Origin of the sequence: Oceanimonas marisflavi (assembly GCF_003049725.1) — a bacterium.
Taxonomy (GTDB): domain Bacteria; phylum Pseudomonadota; class Gammaproteobacteria; order Enterobacterales; family Aeromonadaceae; genus Oceanimonas; species Oceanimonas marisflavi.
Genome location: NZ_QAGM01000020.1, coordinates 36,629 through 55,619, shown reverse-complemented (window position 1 = coordinate 55,619; position 18,991 = coordinate 36,629). Strand labels below are relative to the sequence as shown.

Here is an 18,991-nt window from a genome sequence, read left to right as displayed (position 1 = left end):
CATGATCAAGTATCAAAATATTCTGGTGGTGATCGATCCGGTGGCCGAAGCCCAGCCGGCACTGCACCGGGCAATATCGGTGGCGGCGCTGCAGGAAAACGCGGCCATCACCCTGTTTCTGGCCATTTACGACTTTTCCTACGAAATGACCTCCATGCTCTCCAGTGAAGAGCGGGACGAAATGCGCGAGGGCGTACTGCAAGGCCGGGAAGAGTGGCTGAAAACCCTGCTCGAGCCCTATGCCGGCAGCAAAATCGAGTTTCGGCTCAAGGTGGTCTGGCACAGCCGGCCCTTTGAAGCCATTAACCAGCAGGTGCAGGAGCAGCACCACGATCTGGTGGTAAAAAGTACCCACAAGCACGCCATGATCCAGTCGTTTATCTTTACGCCTACCGACTGGCACCTGTTGCGCAAGTGTCCTTGCCCGGTGCTGCTGGTCAAGGAGCGGGACTGGCCCATGGGAGGAACCGTGCTGGCGGCGGTAAACTGCTGCAGCGACGACAAGGCCCAGGAAGCGCTGAACGAAAAAATCATCGGCGAAAGCGCCGAGGTGGCCCGTCTGCTGTCTGCCACCCTGCACCTGGTTAACGCCTACCCCATCACCCCGGTGAACATGGCACTGGAGCTGCCCGACTTCGACCCCCACGCCTATAATGCCGCCGTGAAAAAACATCACGAGCGCGCCCTGTATGAATATGCGGTGCGCTTTGATCTGGAGTCGGAAAGCCTGCATCTGCACGAGGGGCTGGCGGAAGAAGTAATCCCCCATTGTGCCGATGCCATTGACGCCAGTCTGGTCATTCTCGGCTCGGTAGGCCGCACCGGCATGGCGGCGGCACTGCTTGGCAACACCGCCGAACATGTGATCGACAAGCTCAGCTGTGATGTGCTGGTGCTGCGCCCCGATACCGAGTAACCCCTCACGCGCCTTGCCCTCAAGGCACCAGTCACTATAATAGCCCCCAGTTTTTTCGCCGGGGGCATCATGTCTGTTCAAACCGCCAAGCAAGTCTATAACTTCAACAAGCTGCAAAAGCGGCTGCGCCGCAACGTGGGTGAGGCCATCGCCGACTTCAACATGATAGAGGACGGTGACAGAGTCATGGTATGCCTGTCCGGTGGCAAGGACAGCTACGCCATGCTCGACATTCTGCGCAACCTGCAGGCCCACGCCCCCATTCGCTTTGAGATTGTGGCGGTCAATCTGGATCAGAAGCAGCCCGGTTTTCCCGAACATGTGCTGCCCGCCTATCTGGACAGCTTGGGGGTGGAGTACAAAATTGTCGAGGAAGACACCTATTCCATCGTCAGGGACAAGATCCCCGAAGGCAAGACCACCTGCTCGCTGTGCTCACGCCTGCGCCGGGGCATTCTCTATCGTACCGCCACCGAGCTGGGCGCGACCAAAATTGCCCTGGGTCACCACAGGGACGATATTCTTGAAACCCTGCTGCTGAACATGTTTTATGGCGGCACCATGAAGTCGATGCCGCCCAAGCTGGTGAGCGATGACGGCAAGCATGTGGTGATCCGTCCTCTGGCCTATGCCAAGGAAAAGGATCTGGTGCGGTATGCCGAGGCCCGGGAATTTCCCATTATTCCCTGCAACCTGTGCGGCTCTCAGGAAAACCTGCAGCGCCAGGCTATCAAGAGCATGCTGCAGGACTGGGACAAGCGTTTTCCCGGCCGCATTGAAAGCATGTTCCGCTCGGTGCAGAACCTGGTGCCGTCACACCTGATGGATCACCAGCAGTTTGACTTCAAGAGCATTAACAGCGAATCCGGGGTGATTGACGGCGGCGACATCGGTTTCGACAAGCCCGATTTTGCTCCCCGCTTTGAACAGGATGACGACGACGCCCCCGAGCTGGGCGAGCGCCTGCAGGTGATTGAAGTGAAGTAATAAAAAGGCGCCTTAGCGCCTTTTTTGATGACGGTTATTCCTGCGAAGAGACGTCATCCCCGCGAAGGCGGGGATCCATGAGAGATTGCACTGGTCTCCCGCCTTCGCGGGAGTGACAACAAAAAATGGTATTACAGCCAGGGGGTAACCCGGGTTGCCGGCAGCGACCACTGACCACCTCCTGCCAGCGCAGCATCGTCCAGAGCCAGTCTGGGCAGGCCCTGAATGCGTTCCTGAGCGTTCAGCGGCTGCAACTGCACTCCCTTGATCTCCGGCACAAAATAGCGCCCCGGCCAGCCGGCCATTTCCTTCAGCAGGGTCTTCATTTCATCTCGAATGCCGCGCAGCTGACCGGCATTCGTCTCCCCGGCAGGCAACAGAGCCTGGATCTGAATGGAAATCTCACAGCGCTCAGGCTGCTCGACGTCCAGCCGGACCACGGCCTTGTCCAGGTCCAGCTGCTTGTCGAAGGGCAGCACAAATTCACCATGAGGCAACACGGTCACATCGCCACGATGCTCACCGGCCACCTCTACCCTGCCCGACTCGATATGACACCAGCCAGCGGTATCGTTACGGCTGAGATAAAATCCCAGGGTAGCGTGCTCGACCCCGGCGTCGGCCACCGTATCCAGGTGCTTGTAAAAACCGCTGTACCCCAGGTTGAGGGAAGCGGCGTGGGCGGGAACGATCAGCAGGGCCAGCGCGGCCCCGAACAATACAGATTTCATGCCTCGAAATGATCCCCTGCTGATGAAGAAGGCGAAGGAGTGCCTTGCTCGCCGGCGCCACGAACGCCGCAGGCTTCCCGGTAAATAATGCCCTTGACCACCATATACAGTGGCGCCACCCAGACAAGGCCGATACCAAAACTGAGCAGGGCCGCCATAAACAGCAGCACCAGCGCCAGATGAATGGCGATGAGGTTGAGCCACTGACGGGCAAACAGCCGCAAAGAAAGCAATATGGCCTGAAACGGGCTCAAACCTTTTTCCAGGATCAGCGGAAACACAAACATCAGCGCCACACTCAGCACCAGAGTCGGCAGCATGGACAGCGCTGCCGGCAGACCCAGTGCCACTCCCAGGGGCAGAAACAGGCTGGTCATAAAGCCCATGATCAGACTGGCTACCGCCAGCGGCAGCACATAACGGAAATAGTCAAAAATCTGATTGGGGCGAATGGGCCGCTCTACCGCCCGGTGAATACCCATCATGTCCAGGCCGCCGCTCATGGGCGCCATGATCATGGAAATCAGCAGGCCCAGCAGGCTGGCATTCCACTCGTTTTCACTGTTGCCGGCCACCGTTACCAGCAACTGATTAAGCAGCAGCCAGCTGCCGGCCACACCGATGGCGGCCATGACCATGGTGAGCTTGGCACCATAAATACGTTGCCAGCCTTCCTGCAACACCGCTCTGGGGTTAAGGGAAAACCCGTGTTGCAGTGATTGCTGCAGACGGGCAAATTCGGGTTCGTTCATCAAATATGGTTTCTGATTCAGGGGATGGCGCCATTATAGCGATATCAGACGGTTCCCGTAACCCGTTGTCGGCTGGATAAAAAACAGACTGATCTGTCTCTGCTGGAACAACAAAACCGTTTGTTGCGGCAATTTTTATTTGCTTTGCATCATGCCGGACGAGTCCTAGAATGCGCGCTTTCTTTTACCCTGAGAACGCCGGGCTGGAGCAGGCCGACAGCGGCCGCATTCTCCTCGCCGGCGAGGACATTACCGCGGTGCCTGCTGAGCAGCGGCACGTCAACACCGTGATGGGCTCCCGGCTCAGGGAGTGGCCGGGCGCATTCTCGACCGCCAGTACAAGGGCGCGACCCTGGAGTCCCGGGTGCAGCTCGACGCCGGCGGCGACATTCTGATCGCCGGCTTCTTCGACGAAGACGATGCCGGCACCGACTTCGCGCTGGAACAGCGGATCTCGGTAAGCTGGGTGGACGGCTGGGAGGTGGTACTGCCCCTTGACATCCTCCCCTCCCTAAAAGAAGGGGATTCCCCGTTAGGGGAGTAGCCTGTCGCCAGGCTGACTGGTTCCTGTTTCACTGTGGACTGCTCGGGCGGGGCTTGGTTATCGCCGTAAATTCCGCGCAATGGCGGATTTTACGATGGTGAATCAACCCCATATCCGCCTAAGTCTCATGTCCACTCCGCAGGCTTAACATTCGGCGAGCCCCGCCGTAGGTCTGCTAGAGACAGGGTTAATTTTAGTGACGGTTGGCGCACCGCGCCAATCGCTTTCCTCCCTGCCCGCCTTTTCCGTGGCCGAAGAACGCCTGGCCGTGTACGCCTGGGCCGAATACCTGCCCGAGGCGGTGTTGCGAGCCTTTACCGAGGAAACCGGCGTGGCGGTGGATTATGCCAGCTTTGATTCCAACGAGGCCCTTTACGCCAAGCTCAAGCTGCTGCAGACCAGTGGCGCCAGAGAAGGCTATGACGTGATTTTTCCGTCCAGCTACATGCTGAGCAAAATGGCCCGGGAAAACATGCTGCAGCCCCTCGACAAGAGCAAGCTGCCCCACTTCGGCCAGCTGGACTCTGCCCTGCTGGATCGGGATTTTGACAAGGGCAACACCTACAGCATGCCCTACGCCTTTGGCAGCACCGCCATTGCCGTTAACCGGGACGAGCTGCCCGATTGCCCGATGCCAGGGTGACCGGCTGGGCCGATATGTGGCGCAGTGAGTTCAGCGGCCAGCTAATGCTGACCGACGACATTCGCGAAAATTTCCAGATGGCGCTGCTGACCCTGGGCCATTCCGCCAACAGCCGGGATCCACAGGAAATTGAAGCGGCCTACGACAAGCTGGTAACCCTGAAGGACAATGTGCTGTTGTATAACTCCGACAATCCGCGCATGCCCTATGTGACCGGTGAAACCAGCATCGGCCTGCTGTGGAGCGATCAGGCCTACAAGACCCCGGCAGGACGGCCTTAACCTGGAGTATGTCTATCCCGAGGAAGGCGCCATCTTCTGGGTGGACAGCGCCGCCATTCCTGCCAACGCCCGTTCGGTGGACGCCGCCCATCGTTTTCTGGATTATCTGATGCGCCCCGAGGTGGCCGCGCAGATCATTACCGAGCTGGGGCTGGCGGTGCCCAACCAGGGTGCCAGGGCGCTGTTGCCCGCCGAGGTAGCGAGCGACCCGGTGCTGTTCCCGTCGGCCGAGGTAGTGGCGAACGGTCACTTCCAGGATGATCTGGGTGACGAGGTGCTCGCCGTCTACGAACAGTTCTGGGTCAGACTGCGTACCCAGTGAATGAAAGAGCCCGCCATTGGCGGGCTCTGCTTTTTTCAGCCGTTATTCAGCCCTGCCGCTGAATGGAGGCGCCGGCCAGACCGGCCAGCAACTCCTCCACCCAGGCGGTGACTTCCCGCGTGGCCGGGCCGTAGCGGTGTTCATCGAAATGGTTGCGTATTTCGCTGGGCTCCAGATTGATTTCCAGGGTATGGGCGTTGTGCATGGCCGCCTCGTGCACAAAGCCGGCGGCCGGGTAGACATTGCCCGAGGTGCCGATGGCAACAAACAGGCTGGCCTCGCTCAATGCCTGGTAAATATGATCGAGCTGCAGCGGCATTTCGCCAAACCACACCACATGGGGCCGCAACGGCTCGGGAAACTGACAGCAATGACACAAATCCGTGGTGTGCAACGGGCCAGGCCAGTCAATGGTCTGGTTGCTTTGGGGGCAACGGACCTTGAGCAGCTCGCCGTGCATATGCAGCACGTTGCGGCTGCCGGCCCGCTCGTGCAGATCGTCGATGTTTTGCGTGACAATGGTGACCCGATCCGGCCACTCGGCTTCAAGCCGGGCCAGGGCAATATGCGCGGCATTGGGCTTCACCGTTGGCAACAACGCCCGGCGCTCGTTATAAAACCGTTGCACCAGTTCGGGATTGCGCCGGTACCCCTCCGGGGTCGCCACGTCTTCGATATGATGCTCTTCCCACAGACCATCCGCGGCCCTGAAAGTGCGAATGCCGGACTCGGCGGAAATGCCGGCCCCGGTAAGAATGACGATGTTTCCTTTCTGCACGCCGTGCATGCCTCTGCTAATTCCATCCTGCCTCATAGGCTAACAGTCAGTGAGGCGCAGAGCCAATAGTGCCTTAGTCTAAATGGCAGAAAGCCAGGCATTTGCCTGGCTTTCTGAACTACTCTGCGTCGTTGGGGCTCGCGTTTTCAACCCGGGCCTTGAGCTTCTGGCCGGGACGAAAGGTCACTACCCGCCTGGCCGAAATGGGAATGTCTTCTCCCGTTTTGGGATTGCGCCCGGGGCGCTCTCCCTTGTTGCGCAGTTCAAAATTGCCGAAGCCGGAAATCTTGACCTGCTCACCCTGTTCAAGTGCGCTGCGAATTTCCTCGAAAAACGCTTCAACCATGTCCTTGGCATCGCGCTTGCTGATGCCAAGGCGGGTGAACAAATGCTCTGCTATATCGGCCTTGGTTAACGCCATAAGCTCAATCCCTCAAGGAAGCATTAAACTCGTCGGAAACCGCCGTTACGATGCGGGCCACGGTGTCGGCGATTTCCTTTTCTTCCAACGTCCGTTGGGTGTCCTGCAATACCAGGCTGAGTGCCAGGCTCTTTTTGCCCTCGGCAATGCCCTGCCCCTGGTATACGTCAAACAAGTTTAATCCAACCAGCTGATTACCGCCAACTTTCCTAACCAAATCAAGGATATCGGCAGCAGCCAGGTTCTGATCGACCACCAGTGCCAGATCGCGCCGGTTGGCCGGGAAACGGGAGACTTCCACCGCGTCGGGCACCCGGCGCTCGGTCAGCGCCGACAGCTCGATTTCAAACAGGTACACCTGGGACTTGAGGCCCAGCTTTTTCAGCAGGCTCGGGTGCAGGGCGCCAAAGTGACCCACTGGCTGACCGCCACGCAGCAGCTGAGCGGATTGCCCCGGGTGCAGAGCAGACAGCTCGGCCCGCTCCACGCTGAAGGCCAGCTCGTCGGCACTGAGTGCCAGCAGGCTTTCCACATCCCCCTTGAGATCAAAAAAGTCGGCGGCCTGGTTACTCATGCTCCAGTGTTCGTCCACTACCGGGCCCAGTACCAGGCCGGCCAGCACAGGAGTCTGACGCACGCCGTTTTCGGCAGTCTCATCAGGTACAAAGGTCAGGCCCTGTTCAAACAGACGCAGCCGTGACTGCTGACGGTTCTGGTTGTACACCGCCGCCTGGATCAGGCCCGGCCACAGGGATACCCGCATGGCCGACATGTCGGCGGCAATGGGATTGGGCAGCACCATGTGCTCGGCGCCGGGGAACAGCAGCTGCTGCTGGGCCGGATCCACAAAGCTGTAGGTAATGGCTTCCTGATAACCGAGATCCACCAGGGCATCCTTCAGCCGGTTCAGCGGCAGGTGCGCCTCATGGTGAGACGACATGGACAGGTTGGCCCGGGGGGCCACATCGGGAATATTGTTGTAGCCATAGATACGGGCCACTTCTTCCACCAGATCTTCTTCAATGGCGATATCAAAGCGGTAGCTCGGCACCACCACGGTCCAGCCTTCATCTGTGGTGGTCACGTCCAGCCCCAGGCGGGTCAGCATTTCGGTGACCTGGCCGGCCTCGATATCGATACCGATCAACCGGTTGAGTTTGGCGTGGCGCAGGGTGACGGTAGCGGCCTGGGGCAGCTTGTCTTCGGCCACGGCTTCAATGACCGGGCCGGCTTCGCCGCCGCAGATCTCCAGCAGCAGCGCGGTGGCCCGCTCCATCACCTTGTGCTGCAGGCGGTAGTCCACGCCGCGCTCAAAACGGTGGGACGAGTCGGTGTGCAGGCCGTAGCTGCGGGCGCGGCCGGTAATGGCCAGCGGGCTGAAAAAGGCGCATTCCAGCAGCACGTCGCGGGTGTTCTCAGTCACGCCGGTGGCTTCACCACCGAAGATGCCGGCCATGGCCACCGGACGTTCGCTGTCGGCGATCACCAGGGTATCGGCGTTCAGGCTTACTTCATTGCCGTCGAGCAGGGTCAGCTTTTCGCCCTGCTCGGCCATGCGTACCTGAATACCCCCCTTGAGGGTATTGAGGTCAAAGGCATGCATGGGCTGGCCCCATTCCAGCAATACGAAGTTGGTGATATCCACCACGGGATCTATGCTGCGAATGCCGCTGCGGCGCAGTTTTTCCTGCATCCACAGCGGGGTTTCGGCCTTGACGTTGATATTTTTCACTACCCGGCCCAGATAACGGGGGCAGGCGTCGGCGGCATGCAGCTGAATATCCAGCTGGTCGTCAATGCTGGCGGACACGGCGGGGATCTCGGGCCAGGACACATCCTGGTTGTTGAGCACGCCCACTTCCCGGGCCAGACCGGCCATGCTCAGGCAGTCGGCGCGGTTGGGGGTCAGATCCACTTCAATGGTGACGTCGTTCAGGGCCAGATAGTCACGCACGTCGGTGCCAACGGGCGCGTCGGCGGGCAGCTCGATAATGCCGTCGGACTCGATATCGATGCCCAGCTCACCGTAGGAGCACAGCATGCCGTGAGACGGCTGGCCGCGCAGTTTGGCCTTCTTGATCTTGAAATCACCGGGCAACACGGCGCCGACCACGGCCACCGCCACTTTCAGGCCCTGGCGGCAGTTGGGCGCGCCGCAGACGATGTCGAGCAGCTCGTCGCCGCCCACATTGACCTTGGTCACGCGCAGCTTGTCGGCGTCCGGGTGCTGACCGCATTCCACCACTTCACCCACCATTACTCGGGAAAAGTCGCCGGCAACGGGCTCGATGCCGTCCACTTCCAGGCCGGCCATGGTGATCTGCTCGGCAAGGGCCTCGGCGTTAAGACCGGTGTTGACCCATTCATCCAGCCATGATTTTGAAAACTTCATTATTGCTCCTGCCGCTTACCGGAATTGCTTGAGAAAACGCAGATCATTTTCGAAAAAGGCTCGCAGATCGTTCACGCCATAACGCAGCATGGTCAGACGCTCCACGCCCATGCCAAAGGCAAAGCCGCTGTAACGCTCGGGGTCGATACCCACGGAACGCAGTACGTTCGGGTGCACCATGCCGCAACCCAGTACTTCCAGCCACTTGCCGTTCTTGCCCATTACATCCACTTCGGCGCTGGGCTCGGTGAACGGAAAGTAAGACGGACGGAAGCGGATCTGCAGATCTTCTTCAAAGAAGTTATGCAGAAAATCATGCAGCACGCCCTTGAGCTGGGTAAAGCTGACGTTTTCGTCCACCAGCAGGCCTTCCACCTGATGGAACATGGGGGTGTGGGTCTGATCGTAGTCGTTACGATATACCCGGCCCGGCGAGATGATGCGAATGGGCGGCTGCTGCTGTTCCATGGTGCGGATCTGCACGCCGGAGGTCTGGGTACGCAGCATCAGTTTGGGGTTAAAGTAGAAGGTATCGTGATCGGCCCGGGCCGGGTGATGGGCCGGAATGTTCAGGGCATCGAAGTTGTGGAAATCGTCTTCGATTTCCGGACCCTCGGCCACTTGAAAGCCCAGCTCGCCAAAAAAGGATTCAATGCGCTTGATGGTGCGGCTGACCGGGTGCAGGCCCCCACTCACCTGACGACGGCCCGGCAGGCTGATGTCCAGGGTTTCACTCGCCAGTCTGGCATTGAGTTCCGCCAGTTGCAGGGCTTCGCGCTTGGCATTGAGCGCATCATTAACGGCCTGTTTGGCCTGGTTGATGGCCTGACCGGCGGCGGGGCGTTCTTCCGGAGAGAGCTTGCCGAGCGCCTTGGACTGCTCGGTAAAGGTGCCCTTTTTGCCCATGTAGCGAACCCGGATTTCATCCAGTTCGGCGGCAGTGGCGGCAGCCTGGATCTCCGCCTGCGCCTTGACGATCACGTCTTCCAGCTGATCCATGTATTCCTCGTTGACTTGCCCGTATACACGGACGCTAAGTATTAGAAAAGGTCTTGATAATAAAGGAAATGCTTTGTTGCTTCCACCACTGAGCCGGGAGGAAGCCAATAAAAAAGGAGGCCGTAGCCTCCTTTGAAAATCATCGTAGTCCGACTTACGCCAGGGCTTCTTTCGCTTTGGCAACCAGAGCGGTGAAGGTGGTCTTGTCGTGTACGGCGATGTCAGCCAGGATCTTGCGATCGATTTCAACAGAGGCCTTCTTCAGGCCGTTGATGAAGCGGCTGTAGGACAGACCGTTCTGACGGGAAGCCGCGTTGATACGGGCAATCCACAGCTGACGGAACTGACGCTTTTTCTGACGACGGTCACGGTAGGCATACTGGCCGGCCTTGGTTACCGCTTGTACCGCTACGCGATAAACGCGTGAACGGGCGCCGTAATAACCTTTGGCCTGCTTCAGAATTTTCTTGTGACGAGCGCGTGCAGTTACACCACGTTTAACTCTTGGCATTGTTCACTCTCCTCTTAAGCGGTGGGCAGCATGGATTTGATCTGGGCAACGTCAGACGCCGCTACCAGACACTTACCGCGCAGCTGACGCTTACGCTTGGTGCTTTTCTTGGTGAGGATGTGACGCAGGTGGGACTGCTTGCGCTTGAAGCCACCAGAGCCGGTCTTCTTGAAGCGCTTGGCAGCGCCCTTGTTGGATTTCATCTTAGGCATGAAATACTCCGCATTGTTAATAACATCAAACAGACAAGGCGAGCCGGACGCAGCGCCCGGCTACTTGTTAAACCTTACTGTTTCTTTTTAGGGGCAAGCACCATCACTGCCTGGCGGCCTTCCAGCTTGGGAAAGGATTCCACCAGAGCCAGCTCTTCGAGTTCGGTCTTGATGCGGTTAAGCAGGTCAAAACCGAGCTCCTGGTGCGCCATTTCACGCCCACGGAAACGCAGGGTGACTTTGGCCTTGTTGCCTTCTTCCAAAAAGCGAACCAGGTTGCGTAGCTTTACCTGATAGTCGCCTTCATCGGTACCGGGCCGGAATTTGACTTCCTTGACCTGGATTTGTTTCTGCTTTTTCTTCTGTTCCTTGGTCGCTTTACTTTTCTCGTAAAGGAACTTGCCGTAATCCATGATACGGCAAACGGGAGGCTCGGCATTGGGACTGATTTCCACCAGATCGACGCCCGCCTCGCTGGCAGCGTTCAGTGCCTCATTGATGGACACGACCCCCAATGCTTCACCTTCCAGGCCGACCAGACGAACTTCTTTCAGTCGGATTTCTTCATTCAGTCGATTGCGGGGAGCGGGCTTGCCCCCTTTTTTGGCGCCTTTTATAACCTATCCTCCACTGTTTTCTTTCCGCGGGTCTGAACCTCTTCCTTGATGAGCGCGATCAGCGCGTCAACATCAAAGGTTCCCAGATCCTGACCTTTTCGGGTACGAACTGCTACCTTGCCGGCTTCGACTTCTTTGTCGCCGCATACCAGCATGAAAGGTACCCGCTTAAGAGTATGCTCGCGGATTTTAAAGCCAATTTTCTCATTTCTCAAGTCCGCCTTGGCTCTGATACCCACATTATTCAGGGACTCGACCAGATTTTTGGCATAGTCGGCCTGATTGTCGGTAATGTTGAGCACCACCGCCTGGGTGGGAGCCAGCCAGGTCGGGAACAGACCGGCGTATTCTTCAATAAGAATACCGATGAAACGCTCGATGGAACCCAGAATGGCCCGGTGGATCATCACCGGCACATGGCGCTCGTTGTCTTCGCCCACATAGCTGGCACCCAGGCGGCCCGGCAGCGCGAAGTCGAGCTGTACGGTACCACATTGCCAGGCACGATTCAGGCAGTCGTGCAGGGTAAATTCGATTTTCGGACCATAAAAGGCCCCCTCGCCCGGCTGCAGCTCATACTCAATGCCATAGGCCTTGAGCGCTTCTTCCAGGGCCAGCTCGGCCTTGTCCCAGATCTCGTCGCTGCCGATACGCTGTTCCGGACGGGTGGACAGCTTGACCGCGATATTGGTGAAACCAAAGGTTTCATAGGTGTCGTACACCATGCGAATGCAGGCGGACACTTCGCTCTGGATCTGATCTTCGGTACAGAAGATGTGGGCATCGTCCTGAGTAAAGCCACGTACCCGCATCAGGCCGTGCAGGGCACCGCTGGGCTCGTTGCGGTGGCAACAGCCGAACTCGGCCATGCGCAGGGGCAGATCCCGGTAGGACTTGAGGCCCTGGTTGAAGATCTGCACATGCCCCGGGCAGTTCATCGGCTTGATGGCGTAATCCCGGTTCTCGGAGTGGGTGGTGAACATGTTCTCGGCATACTTGTCCCAGTGGCCGGATTTTTCCCACAGCACTCTGTCCATCATGAAGGGGCCCTTGACCTCTTCATACTGGTACTCACGCAGCTTGTCGCGCACAAAGGTTTCCAGCTCGCGGAAGATGGTCCAGCCGTCGTTGTGCCAGAACACCATGCCCGGGGCTTCTTCCTGCATGTGATACAGATCGAGCTGCTTGCCGATTTTGCGGTGATCGCGCTTGGCGGCTTCTTCCAGCTGCACCAGGTAGGCCTTGAGCGCCTTCTTGTCGGCCCAGGCAGTACCGTAAATGCGCTGCAGCATCTTGTTTTTGGAGTCGCCGCGCCAGTAGGCACCGGACACCTTCTGCAGTTTGAAGTGCTGGCAGAAGCGCATGTTGGGCACGTGCGGCCCCCGGCACATGTCGATGTATTCTTCATGGTGATACAGGCCGGGCTTGTCGTTCTGGCTGACGTTTTGATCGAGAATTTCGATTTTGTACGATTCATGCCGACGGGCAAAGGTGTCTCTCGCCTCTTGCCAGCTGACCTTTTTCTTGATCACGGCATACTCGGTCTTGGCCAGTTCCAGCATGCGGGCTTCGATCTTCTGAATGTCTTCCTCGGTGAGGGTGTGTTCAAGATCCACATCGTAATAAAAGCCGTTTTCGATCACCGGACCAATGGCCATGCGGGTTTCGGGCCACAACTGTTTGATGGCATGTCCCAGCAGGTGAGCACAGGAGTGGCGGATGATCTCGAGGCCGTCCTGATCCTTTGCGGTAATGATCGACAGGCTGGCGTCGTGGCTGATCAGCTCGCAGGCATCGGCCAGCTCGCCGTCGATGCGGCCGGCGATACAGGCCTTGGCCAGGCCCGGACCGATATCCTGAGCCACTTCCATAATGGTGACGGGGTTCTCGAAATGGCGCTGACTGCCATCGGGAAGAGTAATTGTCGGCATGCAATGTCCTTAACAGTGGTGCACCCTACCAAAGCGCACATGTATTCGGTGAAAAGAATGATGGTTCACTATATTGTTCCCGACCATCTGGCGTTACCTGGCCAGCCTGGCACGCAATGGGTGTTATCCGGCGGCACAGGTCGGGACGCCAAAGACTAACAGAATTAATGCCCGGTCGCCATGCACCCGCCACCTCAATCAGCTTCATCCTGCGCCTTGTGCTTGAGCAGAATGAACCGGCTGTGAGGAATGTAGAGCAGCTCCGCGACCTGGCGCACAATGGCTTCTTCCTGTTTATCCAGTTCACCGTCGACCAGCGCCATGCGCCACAAGGCCAGTAAAATGGCCTCGCGCTGCGGTACCGGCAGTTCCTTGAGATGGGTAGTGAACTCATACAGGGAAACCGCATCTTGCTGATGTGCCCTTCCCTGCTGCAACCACTCGTGCACCTGGGCGGGGGTCTGATCGAAAAGCTGGCCCAGAAGGCTCTCGAGCCGCTGCTGCTCCGCGCGGGTAACCTCTCCATCTGCCAGCATGACTTCACTGAGCAGGGCTGCAACAGCCACTTCTTCCTGCATGGAAAGAGGATCTTCGTTTGTCTGACCCGTAAACCATTGTTTCAGTCGCTCGATCATGATTTATCCTCATTGGCACCGGGCCTGATGCCGGCCGCTTTTGACCTATACTGGTGGCACAGCCCGATAGTGTGGAGTGAATAGTGTATGTGGCCCGTCATTGCCAGTCAGATCAGTGAGGCGATAAACACTGAGTTCAGTATTGCCGAGCGCACCCCCTTGAGCGGCGGTGAAATCAACCAGGCGTTTCGCATCAGCGATGGCCAGCATCACTTCTTCGTTAAACTCAATGACCGCACCAACGTCGATATGTTCCGGGCCGAGTGGACCGGACTCGAGCATCTGCTCAACAGTCAGACGCTGAAAATACCCCGTCCGATCTGCTGCGGCACCACCATGAGCAGCAGCTTTCTGGTACTGGAGTACCTGAAACTGGGACCGGCCGAAGAGCAGGACTGGCACATGCTGGGGCGGCAACTGGCTCATTTGCACATGGGTTGCACTCAGCCCATGTATGGCTGGGACGAGGACAATTTTATCGGCACTACGGTACAACCCAATGCCTGGCACAAAAAGTGGGCCACCTTCTTCGCTGAGCAGCGTATTGGATGGCAACTGCAATTACTTGAAGACAAAGGCATTCATTTTGGTGATATTGAAGAGCTCACGGGAGCCATTAAAAACCGCCTGGCCGGCCATCAGCCGAAGGCCTGTTTGTTGCATGGAGATTTGTGGCGTGGCAACCTTGGCTTCTGTGAACGACAGGGAGTGCTGTTTGATCCGGCCAGTTATTTTGGTGATCGGGAGGCCGATATTGCCATGACCGAGCTTTTTGGCCAGTTTCCACGGGTATTTTACCAGGGCTACGATGCCGTCTGGCCCCGGGAAGAAGGCTATCGGGAACGGCGTGAGATCTACAACCTCTATCACCTGCTCAATCACGTTAACCTGTTTGGTCAGGCTTATCTGGAGCAGACCAAAGCGTTGTTATTAAAAATTATTGCCAGTTAGGAGAAGCCATGTCGCAACCCGTGGTGTTGATTACCGGTGCCGCCAGGCGCATTGGAGCTGAAATCAGTCGTTGCCTGCATGCTCAGGGATACCACCTGGTATTACACTATCACCACAGTGAACAGCAGGCCCGGGAACTGGCCGACAGCCTCAACCAGTCTCGTCCGGACAGCGTCCGGCTGTTGCAACAGGATCTGACCCGGCTCGATGACATTAACGCCATGGCTGACAGAGCCCTCGGTTGCTTTGGCCGGGTAAGTGCCCTGGTTAATAATGCTTCTGCCTTTTATCCCAGCCAGTTTGGCGACATCACCCCCGCACAATGGCTGGAGTTGTCAGCCACCAATGCGGCGGCCCCCCTGTTGCTGAGCCAGGCTCTGTTTCCCTCTTTGAAAAAAGAAAGAGGCAGCATTATCAACATGGTGGACATTCATGCAACCAACGGCCTGCGTCATCACCTGCCCTACAGCATGGCCAAAAATGCCCTGGCGACACTGACTCGCGGACTGGCAGCAGAGCTGGCGCCGCATGTGCGTGTTAATGGTATTGCTCCCGGTCCCATTATCTGGCCCGAACATGAGCTGAATGAGGAGCAAAAACGCCGGGTGCTGGGTTCCGTTCCCATGGGTCGCCTGGGCACGCCGAGGGAAATTGCCGAAACAGCCGCCTTTTTACTGAACGGACCGGAATATCTTACCGGCCAGATCATTGCTCTTGACGGGGGGCGCTCCTGTCAAAGCCTGCCAGAGGCCTGATGTATAACCACCCGGAGAATCGTTATGCGTGACTATTTTGAGCAAAATATCGTCTGCCCTCACTGCGGTCATCATACGCGCATTGAAGTCGATGCCTCCGGGGGGGATCAGGATTATTACGAAGACTGCCAGGCCTGTTGCAATTCCATTCATATCCACCTTATGCGCAACGAAGTAACCGATGAGGTGGAATTGAAAGTGGATGCTGATGATGAGCAATATTTTTAAACCAATAATTGTATGTTGGCATAACTAGGGCAAGTATAATAACCGGGTTAAATACCCGGTTACTATTACTCAGCTGCGGCTCGCCAGCACTCTCTCTACTGTGTCTACAATGGCCTGCGTCTGCGGGTCAACTTCTATGTTGGCCCGGTAGCCCGGCTGTACCTCGCCCAGATTGGTACGGGCCAGGGTCTCGGGGATCAAATGCACGGCAAAGTGCTCGGCGGTCACCTCCCCCAGCGTCAGGCTGATGCCATCAATACCGATATATCCTTTGGTAAACAGGTATTTGCCAAGACCTGCCGGTACGCCAAAACGCAGTGTGGTATTGGTGTCGGTCTCAATGCGCTCCAGCAACTCACTCATGCCCATAATGTGTCCCGACATGGCATGACCGCCAATATCATCGCCAAAGCGGGCCGCCCGCTCCAGGTTGATCTTGTCCCCCACCTTCAGCTGCCCCAGGTTGGTCACCCTCAGGGTCTCCTGCATCAGGTCAAAACTGACCCGATCACCGTCCATGGCGGTCACCGTCAGGCAGCAGCCATTATGGGCCACGGAAGCACCCAGCTCCAGCCCCGGCAGCAGTGCTGCCGGCATGGCCACCACATGAGTGCGAAAATCAGGTTTTTCAATAAGATTAAGCAGAACGCCCTGGCCCTGTACAATTCCGGTAAACATCGTGTAAATCCATAGCAAAACAGTTAAAAACAATGGGAAAAAGCATCCGCAGCCGTTATATTTCCGGCATATTGCGATGCAAGCAAGTCACACTTCCTTTCAATATTTCTGCAATACCGGATCGCCCGTACCGGTTGCGTATTTTGCTGAGCGAGAAAAGCATGTCCTTCCCCTCTTTCCTGGCCGAAATCCGGCACCTGCTGCGGCTATGCGGCCCCATTCTGGTAGCCCAGGTGGCGCAGACCACCATGAGCTTTGTCGATACCGTCATGGCCGGACAAATCAGTGCCACCGACATGGCGGCGGTGGCCGTTGCCACCAGCTTCTGGTTACCGATTATTCTGCTGGTGCAGGGGGTGGTCATGGCACTCACCCCCATCATATCGCAACTCAACGGCGCCCGTCGCCACCACGAAGTAGCCGGGGCCGTACACCAGGGCTTCTGGCTCACCCTGCTGGTCATCGTGCCCGCCTGGCTGGCCCTGTATTTCTCTCCCATGGTGCTGCACTGGATGGACGTGGAGCCACTGCTGGCAGAAAAAACCACGGGTTATCTGCACGGCATCCTCTGGGGCATGCCTGCCTATGCGCTGTATCAGGTGCTGCGCAATTTCAGCGAGGGGCTGTCTCACACCAGACCCACCATGATCATCGGCTTTATTGGCCTCGCAGTAAACGTGCCCGCCAACTATGTGCTGATCCATGGCAAGCTGGGTCTGCCCCAGCTTGGTGGTGTGGGTTGTGGCTATGCCTCGGCACTGGTGTTCTGGGCCATGCTGGTGGCCATGCTCATCTACACCAAACGTTCGGCGCTGCTTAACCGGTTTAATGTTTTTGCCACCCTCACTGCACCAGACATAGCCCGCATTGGCCGAATTTTCCGGCTGGGTTTTCCCATTGCCATGGCCATATTCTGTGAGGTCACCCTGTTTACCGTGGTGGCTCTGCTGTTGGCGCCACTGGGTGCCGATGTGGTTGCAGGCCACCAGGTAGCCATCAATTTTTCCAGCATGATCTTTATGCTTCCCCTCAGCCTTGGGATGGCGCTGACCATTCGTGTGGGCCACAGCCTGGGTGAGGGGCTGGCTGAGCAGGCGAAAATAGCCAGCATGGCGGGCATTGGCTTTGGCGGTTTGCTGGCAGTGGTCACCGCGCTGACTACCGCCCTCTCCCGTCACTGGATCAGCGGTATTTACACCGACAATCCCTTTGTGCTTGAGCTGGCCGCCAGTCTGCTGTTGCTGGCCTCCCTGTACCAGATCTCCGATTCGGTGCAGGTGATTGGCGCCGCTGCGTTGCGGGGCTACAAGGACACCCAGGTGATTTTCTACATTACCCTGCTGGCTTACTGGCTGTGTGGCCTGCCGGTGGGCATGGTGCTGGGCCTCACCGACTGGCTGGTGCCGGCCATGGGGCCTCACGGTTTCTGGATTGGTTTTCTGGTAGGCTTGACCATAGCGGCATTTCTACTGATATGGCGGTTACGCATTATTTATGAAAGGGTCACTCATCGCGATCGTGCTGGCCTGCCTCTGGTTGACGGGCTGTAACGACCGGCAGGCGCTGAAACCGGCTTTTGATACTTACCTTGCCCGGGTAGCAAACGTGCTGGGAGCCGAGCCCCCCACACTCACCAGGCCTGGCCCTCTTCCACCACTACCACCTCAACGGCTGCTGCAGCTGCAGCAGCCACGCATCAGTGCCGGCCTGCTGGATACCCTCAAACTGGGTGAATGCCGGCTGCTGGCTCTGGTGGGCCAGCACAACAGCCCCATCGGCAAAAGCCAGAGCGCCGGCGCCGTACTCTTGTATCATCTTCGCTTTCAGCAGGGATTGCGGGACTGCAGGGGCCGGCATGATGATAGTGAACTGCAGGCCTGGCTGGATGAGCTTGAGCAACAAAAGGCGCCGCTGCTTCCGGGATATCACTGGAACATGATGGTAGCCGAGCCGGAGATCCGCGCCGCCCTGACTCCTCGCCAGCGGCCAGTGCCCGCCGATCACCGCGGCTTTCAGGCGACCATCAACGCCTTTTCCCTGTTTGCAGCACTGCAACGACAGGCTAAAGGCACACCGTCTCTGAGCCTCGTTAACAGCGATGAGTTCAACGAACGCCTCGGCGGTCTTTACAACAACGATTATCTGGGTGAACTCTATTATTCCCTGCACAGCGCGGCTCACTACCTGGAGCAAAGCCTGACATTTCTCGCTCGCTTGTCACAATTCGACTGCGGCCCGGCAGGACAGCAGGATGCAGGTCGCCTGCGAAACGCCATGGAGCATTACTACATCAAGGGCATACAGGGGCAACTGAGCGAACTGGACCGTCACTTTGTGCGACTGGCCCCTTTGCTTGCTCAAAGCCTTGTTGCCCCTCCTGAGCGCCGGGATACCATGGCCGATTACCGCAGCTGGTATGCATCCGGCCTCGACAGCCGTATCTACACTCATTACCGGCAACTGACCCTGAAGCACGCCAAAGCCTGGCAGGCCTTTCTGCGACGGTGTAATCTTTCACCGGGATGAACAATTGTTCTCCATCCGGTTGTTGCAACTGAAAAAAGGCTTGCCCAGCCCTCTCCCCTTGGCTAGTATACGCAGCGCCTGAAGGCCCTATGCGTTCTTAGCTCAGTTGGTTAGAGCACCACCTTGACATGGTGGGGGTCGGTGGTTCGAATCCACTAGAACGCACCAGATTTCAGTGATG

At 57.7% G+C, this 18,991-nt stretch carries 23 protein-coding genes and 1 tRNA gene; 12 read left to right on the top strand and 12 right to left on the bottom strand.

What is annotated here, in order from left to right; translation table 11 throughout:
- Position 1 precedes the first annotated feature (1 nt).
- Together uspE and ttcA are read left to right on the top strand one after the other, a co-directional pair.
- On the top strand, positions 2-916 hold the full coding sequence (gene uspE / locus DA373_RS12615) for a universal stress protein UspE (protein ID WP_107852660.1): 915 nt from the start codon (positions 2-4) through the stop codon (positions 914-916).
- A 69-nt stretch (positions 917-985) separates the two neighbouring features.
- Positions 986-1,903, top strand: a complete 918-nt coding sequence (gene ttcA, locus DA373_RS12610) for a tRNA 2-thiocytidine(32) synthetase TtcA (protein WP_107852659.1) — start codon at positions 986-988, stop codon at positions 1,901-1,903.
- Between the two features lie 131 nt (positions 1,904-2,034).
- Here the strand turns inward: ttcA and DA373_RS12605 are convergent, their stop codons facing one another.
- Entirely contained in the window at positions 2,035-2,634 is a 600-nt protein-coding gene (locus DA373_RS12605) for a DUF2987 domain-containing protein (protein WP_107852658.1), read from the bottom strand.
- Positions 2,631-3,386, bottom strand: coding sequence for a DUF2189 domain-containing protein (locus DA373_RS12600; protein WP_107852657.1), 756 nt, complete (start codon positions 3,384-3,386; stop codon positions 2,631-2,633). The genes DA373_RS12605 and DA373_RS12600 overlap by 4 nt, the downstream gene beginning before the upstream one ends.
- A 310-nt stretch (positions 3,387-3,696) precedes the next feature.
- Between DA373_RS12600 and DA373_RS12595 the strand changes: the two genes are divergently transcribed.
- From DA373_RS12595 to DA373_RS16485, 4 genes are all read left to right on the top strand, one after another.
- The gene (locus DA373_RS12595) at positions 3,697-3,930 is read left to right on the top strand and encodes a TOBE domain-containing protein (RefSeq protein ID WP_107852656.1); all 234 of its coding nucleotides are present in this window, start codon (positions 3,697-3,699) and stop codon (positions 3,928-3,930) included.
- A gap of 196 nt (positions 3,931-4,126) precedes the next feature.
- A complete protein-coding gene (locus tag DA373_RS16495; protein ID WP_232821273.1) occupies positions 4,127-4,573 on the top strand; it encodes an extracellular solute-binding protein in 447 nt (148 codons plus the stop codon).
- Positions 4,555-4,854 (top strand): extracellular solute-binding protein, encoded by a 300-nt coding sequence (locus DA373_RS16490; RefSeq protein ID WP_232821272.1) that lies wholly within the window; start codon positions 4,555-4,557, stop codon positions 4,852-4,854. The genes DA373_RS16495 and DA373_RS16490 overlap by 19 nt, the downstream gene beginning before the upstream one ends.
- Positions 4,790-5,176: an ABC transporter substrate-binding protein gene (locus DA373_RS16485; protein WP_232821271.1), complete on the top strand. Its 387-nt coding sequence runs from the start codon at positions 4,790-4,792 to the stop codon at positions 5,174-5,176. The genes DA373_RS16490 and DA373_RS16485 overlap by 65 nt, the downstream gene beginning before the upstream one ends.
- A 46-nt stretch (positions 5,177-5,222) precedes the next feature.
- Here DA373_RS16485 and cobB read toward each other — a convergent pair whose 3' ends face one another.
- From cobB to DA373_RS12545, 9 genes are all read right to left on the bottom strand, one after another.
- Positions 5,223-5,963 (bottom strand): Sir2 family NAD+-dependent deacetylase, encoded by a 741-nt coding sequence (gene cobB, locus DA373_RS12585; protein WP_107852655.1) that lies wholly within the window; start codon positions 5,961-5,963, stop codon positions 5,223-5,225.
- Positions 5,964-6,072: 109 nt separating this feature from the next.
- Positions 6,073-6,375 (bottom strand): integration host factor subunit alpha, encoded by a 303-nt coding sequence (locus tag DA373_RS12580; RefSeq protein WP_107852654.1) that lies wholly within the window; start codon positions 6,373-6,375, stop codon positions 6,073-6,075.
- A gap of 4 nt (positions 6,376-6,379) precedes the next feature.
- Entirely contained in the window at positions 6,380-8,767 is a 2,388-nt protein-coding gene (gene pheT, locus DA373_RS12575) for a phenylalanine--tRNA ligase subunit beta (protein ID WP_107852653.1), read from the bottom strand.
- Positions 8,768-8,782: 15 nt separating this feature from the next.
- Positions 8,783-9,766 (bottom strand): phenylalanine--tRNA ligase subunit alpha, encoded by a 984-nt coding sequence (pheS, locus tag DA373_RS12570; RefSeq protein ID WP_107852652.1) that lies wholly within the window; start codon positions 9,764-9,766, stop codon positions 8,783-8,785.
- A 154-nt stretch (positions 9,767-9,920) separates the two neighbouring features.
- Positions 9,921-10,277, bottom strand: coding sequence for a 50S ribosomal protein L20 (gene rplT, locus DA373_RS12565; protein ID WP_014292510.1), 357 nt, complete (start codon positions 10,275-10,277; stop codon positions 9,921-9,923).
- Between the two features lie 14 nt (positions 10,278-10,291).
- Complete coding sequence (rpmI, locus tag DA373_RS12560; RefSeq protein ID WP_014292509.1) at positions 10,292-10,489, bottom strand: 50S ribosomal protein L35; 198 nt, start codon at positions 10,487-10,489, stop codon at positions 10,292-10,294.
- 74 nt (positions 10,490-10,563) lie between these two features.
- Entirely contained in the window at positions 10,564-11,061 is a 498-nt protein-coding gene (gene infC / locus DA373_RS12555; protein WP_456299517.1) for a translation initiation factor IF-3, read from the bottom strand.
- A gap of 41 nt (positions 11,062-11,102) precedes the next feature.
- Positions 11,103-13,037 carry a threonine--tRNA ligase gene (gene thrS / locus DA373_RS12550; RefSeq protein ID WP_107852650.1) on the bottom strand — a complete coding sequence of 645 codons (1,935 nt, stop codon included), beginning with the start codon at positions 13,035-13,037 and terminating at the stop codon, positions 11,103-11,105.
- 194 nt (positions 13,038-13,231) lie between these two features.
- A complete protein-coding gene (locus tag DA373_RS12545) occupies positions 13,232-13,672 on the bottom strand; it encodes a tellurite resistance TerB family protein (RefSeq protein ID WP_107852649.1) in 441 nt (146 codons plus the stop codon).
- Between the two features lie 87 nt (positions 13,673-13,759).
- Here DA373_RS12545 and DA373_RS12540 point away from each other — a divergent pair, with 87 nt between their 5' ends.
- From DA373_RS12540 to DA373_RS12530, 3 genes are read left to right on the top strand one after another with little or no spacing between them, the layout of a single operon-like run.
- Positions 13,760-14,623 carry a fructosamine kinase family protein gene (locus DA373_RS12540; protein ID WP_107852648.1) on the top strand — a complete coding sequence of 288 codons (864 nt, stop codon included), beginning with the start codon at positions 13,760-13,762 and terminating at the stop codon, positions 14,621-14,623.
- Positions 14,624-14,631: 8 nt separating this feature from the next.
- Positions 14,632-15,378, top strand: a complete 747-nt coding sequence (locus DA373_RS12535) for a pteridine reductase (RefSeq protein WP_107852647.1) — start codon at positions 14,632-14,634, stop codon at positions 15,376-15,378.
- 24 nt (positions 15,379-15,402) lie between these two features.
- A complete protein-coding gene (locus DA373_RS12530; RefSeq protein WP_107852646.1) occupies positions 15,403-15,606 on the top strand; it encodes a CPXCG motif-containing cysteine-rich protein in 204 nt (67 codons plus the stop codon).
- A 69-nt stretch (positions 15,607-15,675) separates the two neighbouring features.
- On the opposite strand, the gene DA373_RS12525 is transcribed toward DA373_RS12530, so the two are convergent.
- Positions 15,676-16,284, bottom strand: coding sequence for a riboflavin synthase subunit alpha (locus DA373_RS12525; protein ID WP_107852645.1), 609 nt, complete (start codon positions 16,282-16,284; stop codon positions 15,676-15,678).
- A 161-nt stretch (positions 16,285-16,445) separates the two neighbouring features.
- On the opposite strand from DA373_RS12525, the gene DA373_RS12520 reads away from it, so the two are divergent.
- From DA373_RS12520 to DA373_RS12510, 3 genes are all read left to right on the top strand, one after another.
- The gene (locus DA373_RS12520) at positions 16,446-17,834 is read left to right on the top strand and encodes an MATE family efflux transporter (protein ID WP_107852675.1); all 1,389 of its coding nucleotides are present in this window, start codon (positions 16,446-16,448) and stop codon (positions 17,832-17,834) included.
- Positions 17,779-18,810, top strand: coding sequence for a DUF3080 domain-containing protein (locus tag DA373_RS12515; RefSeq protein ID WP_107852644.1), 1,032 nt, complete (start codon positions 17,779-17,781; stop codon positions 18,808-18,810). Before DA373_RS12520 ends, DA373_RS12515 begins: the two co-directional genes overlap by 56 nt.
- A 91-nt stretch (positions 18,811-18,901) precedes the next feature.
- A tRNA-Val gene (locus DA373_RS12510) sits at positions 18,902-18,978 on the top strand.
- Positions 18,979-18,991 lie beyond the last annotated feature (13 nt).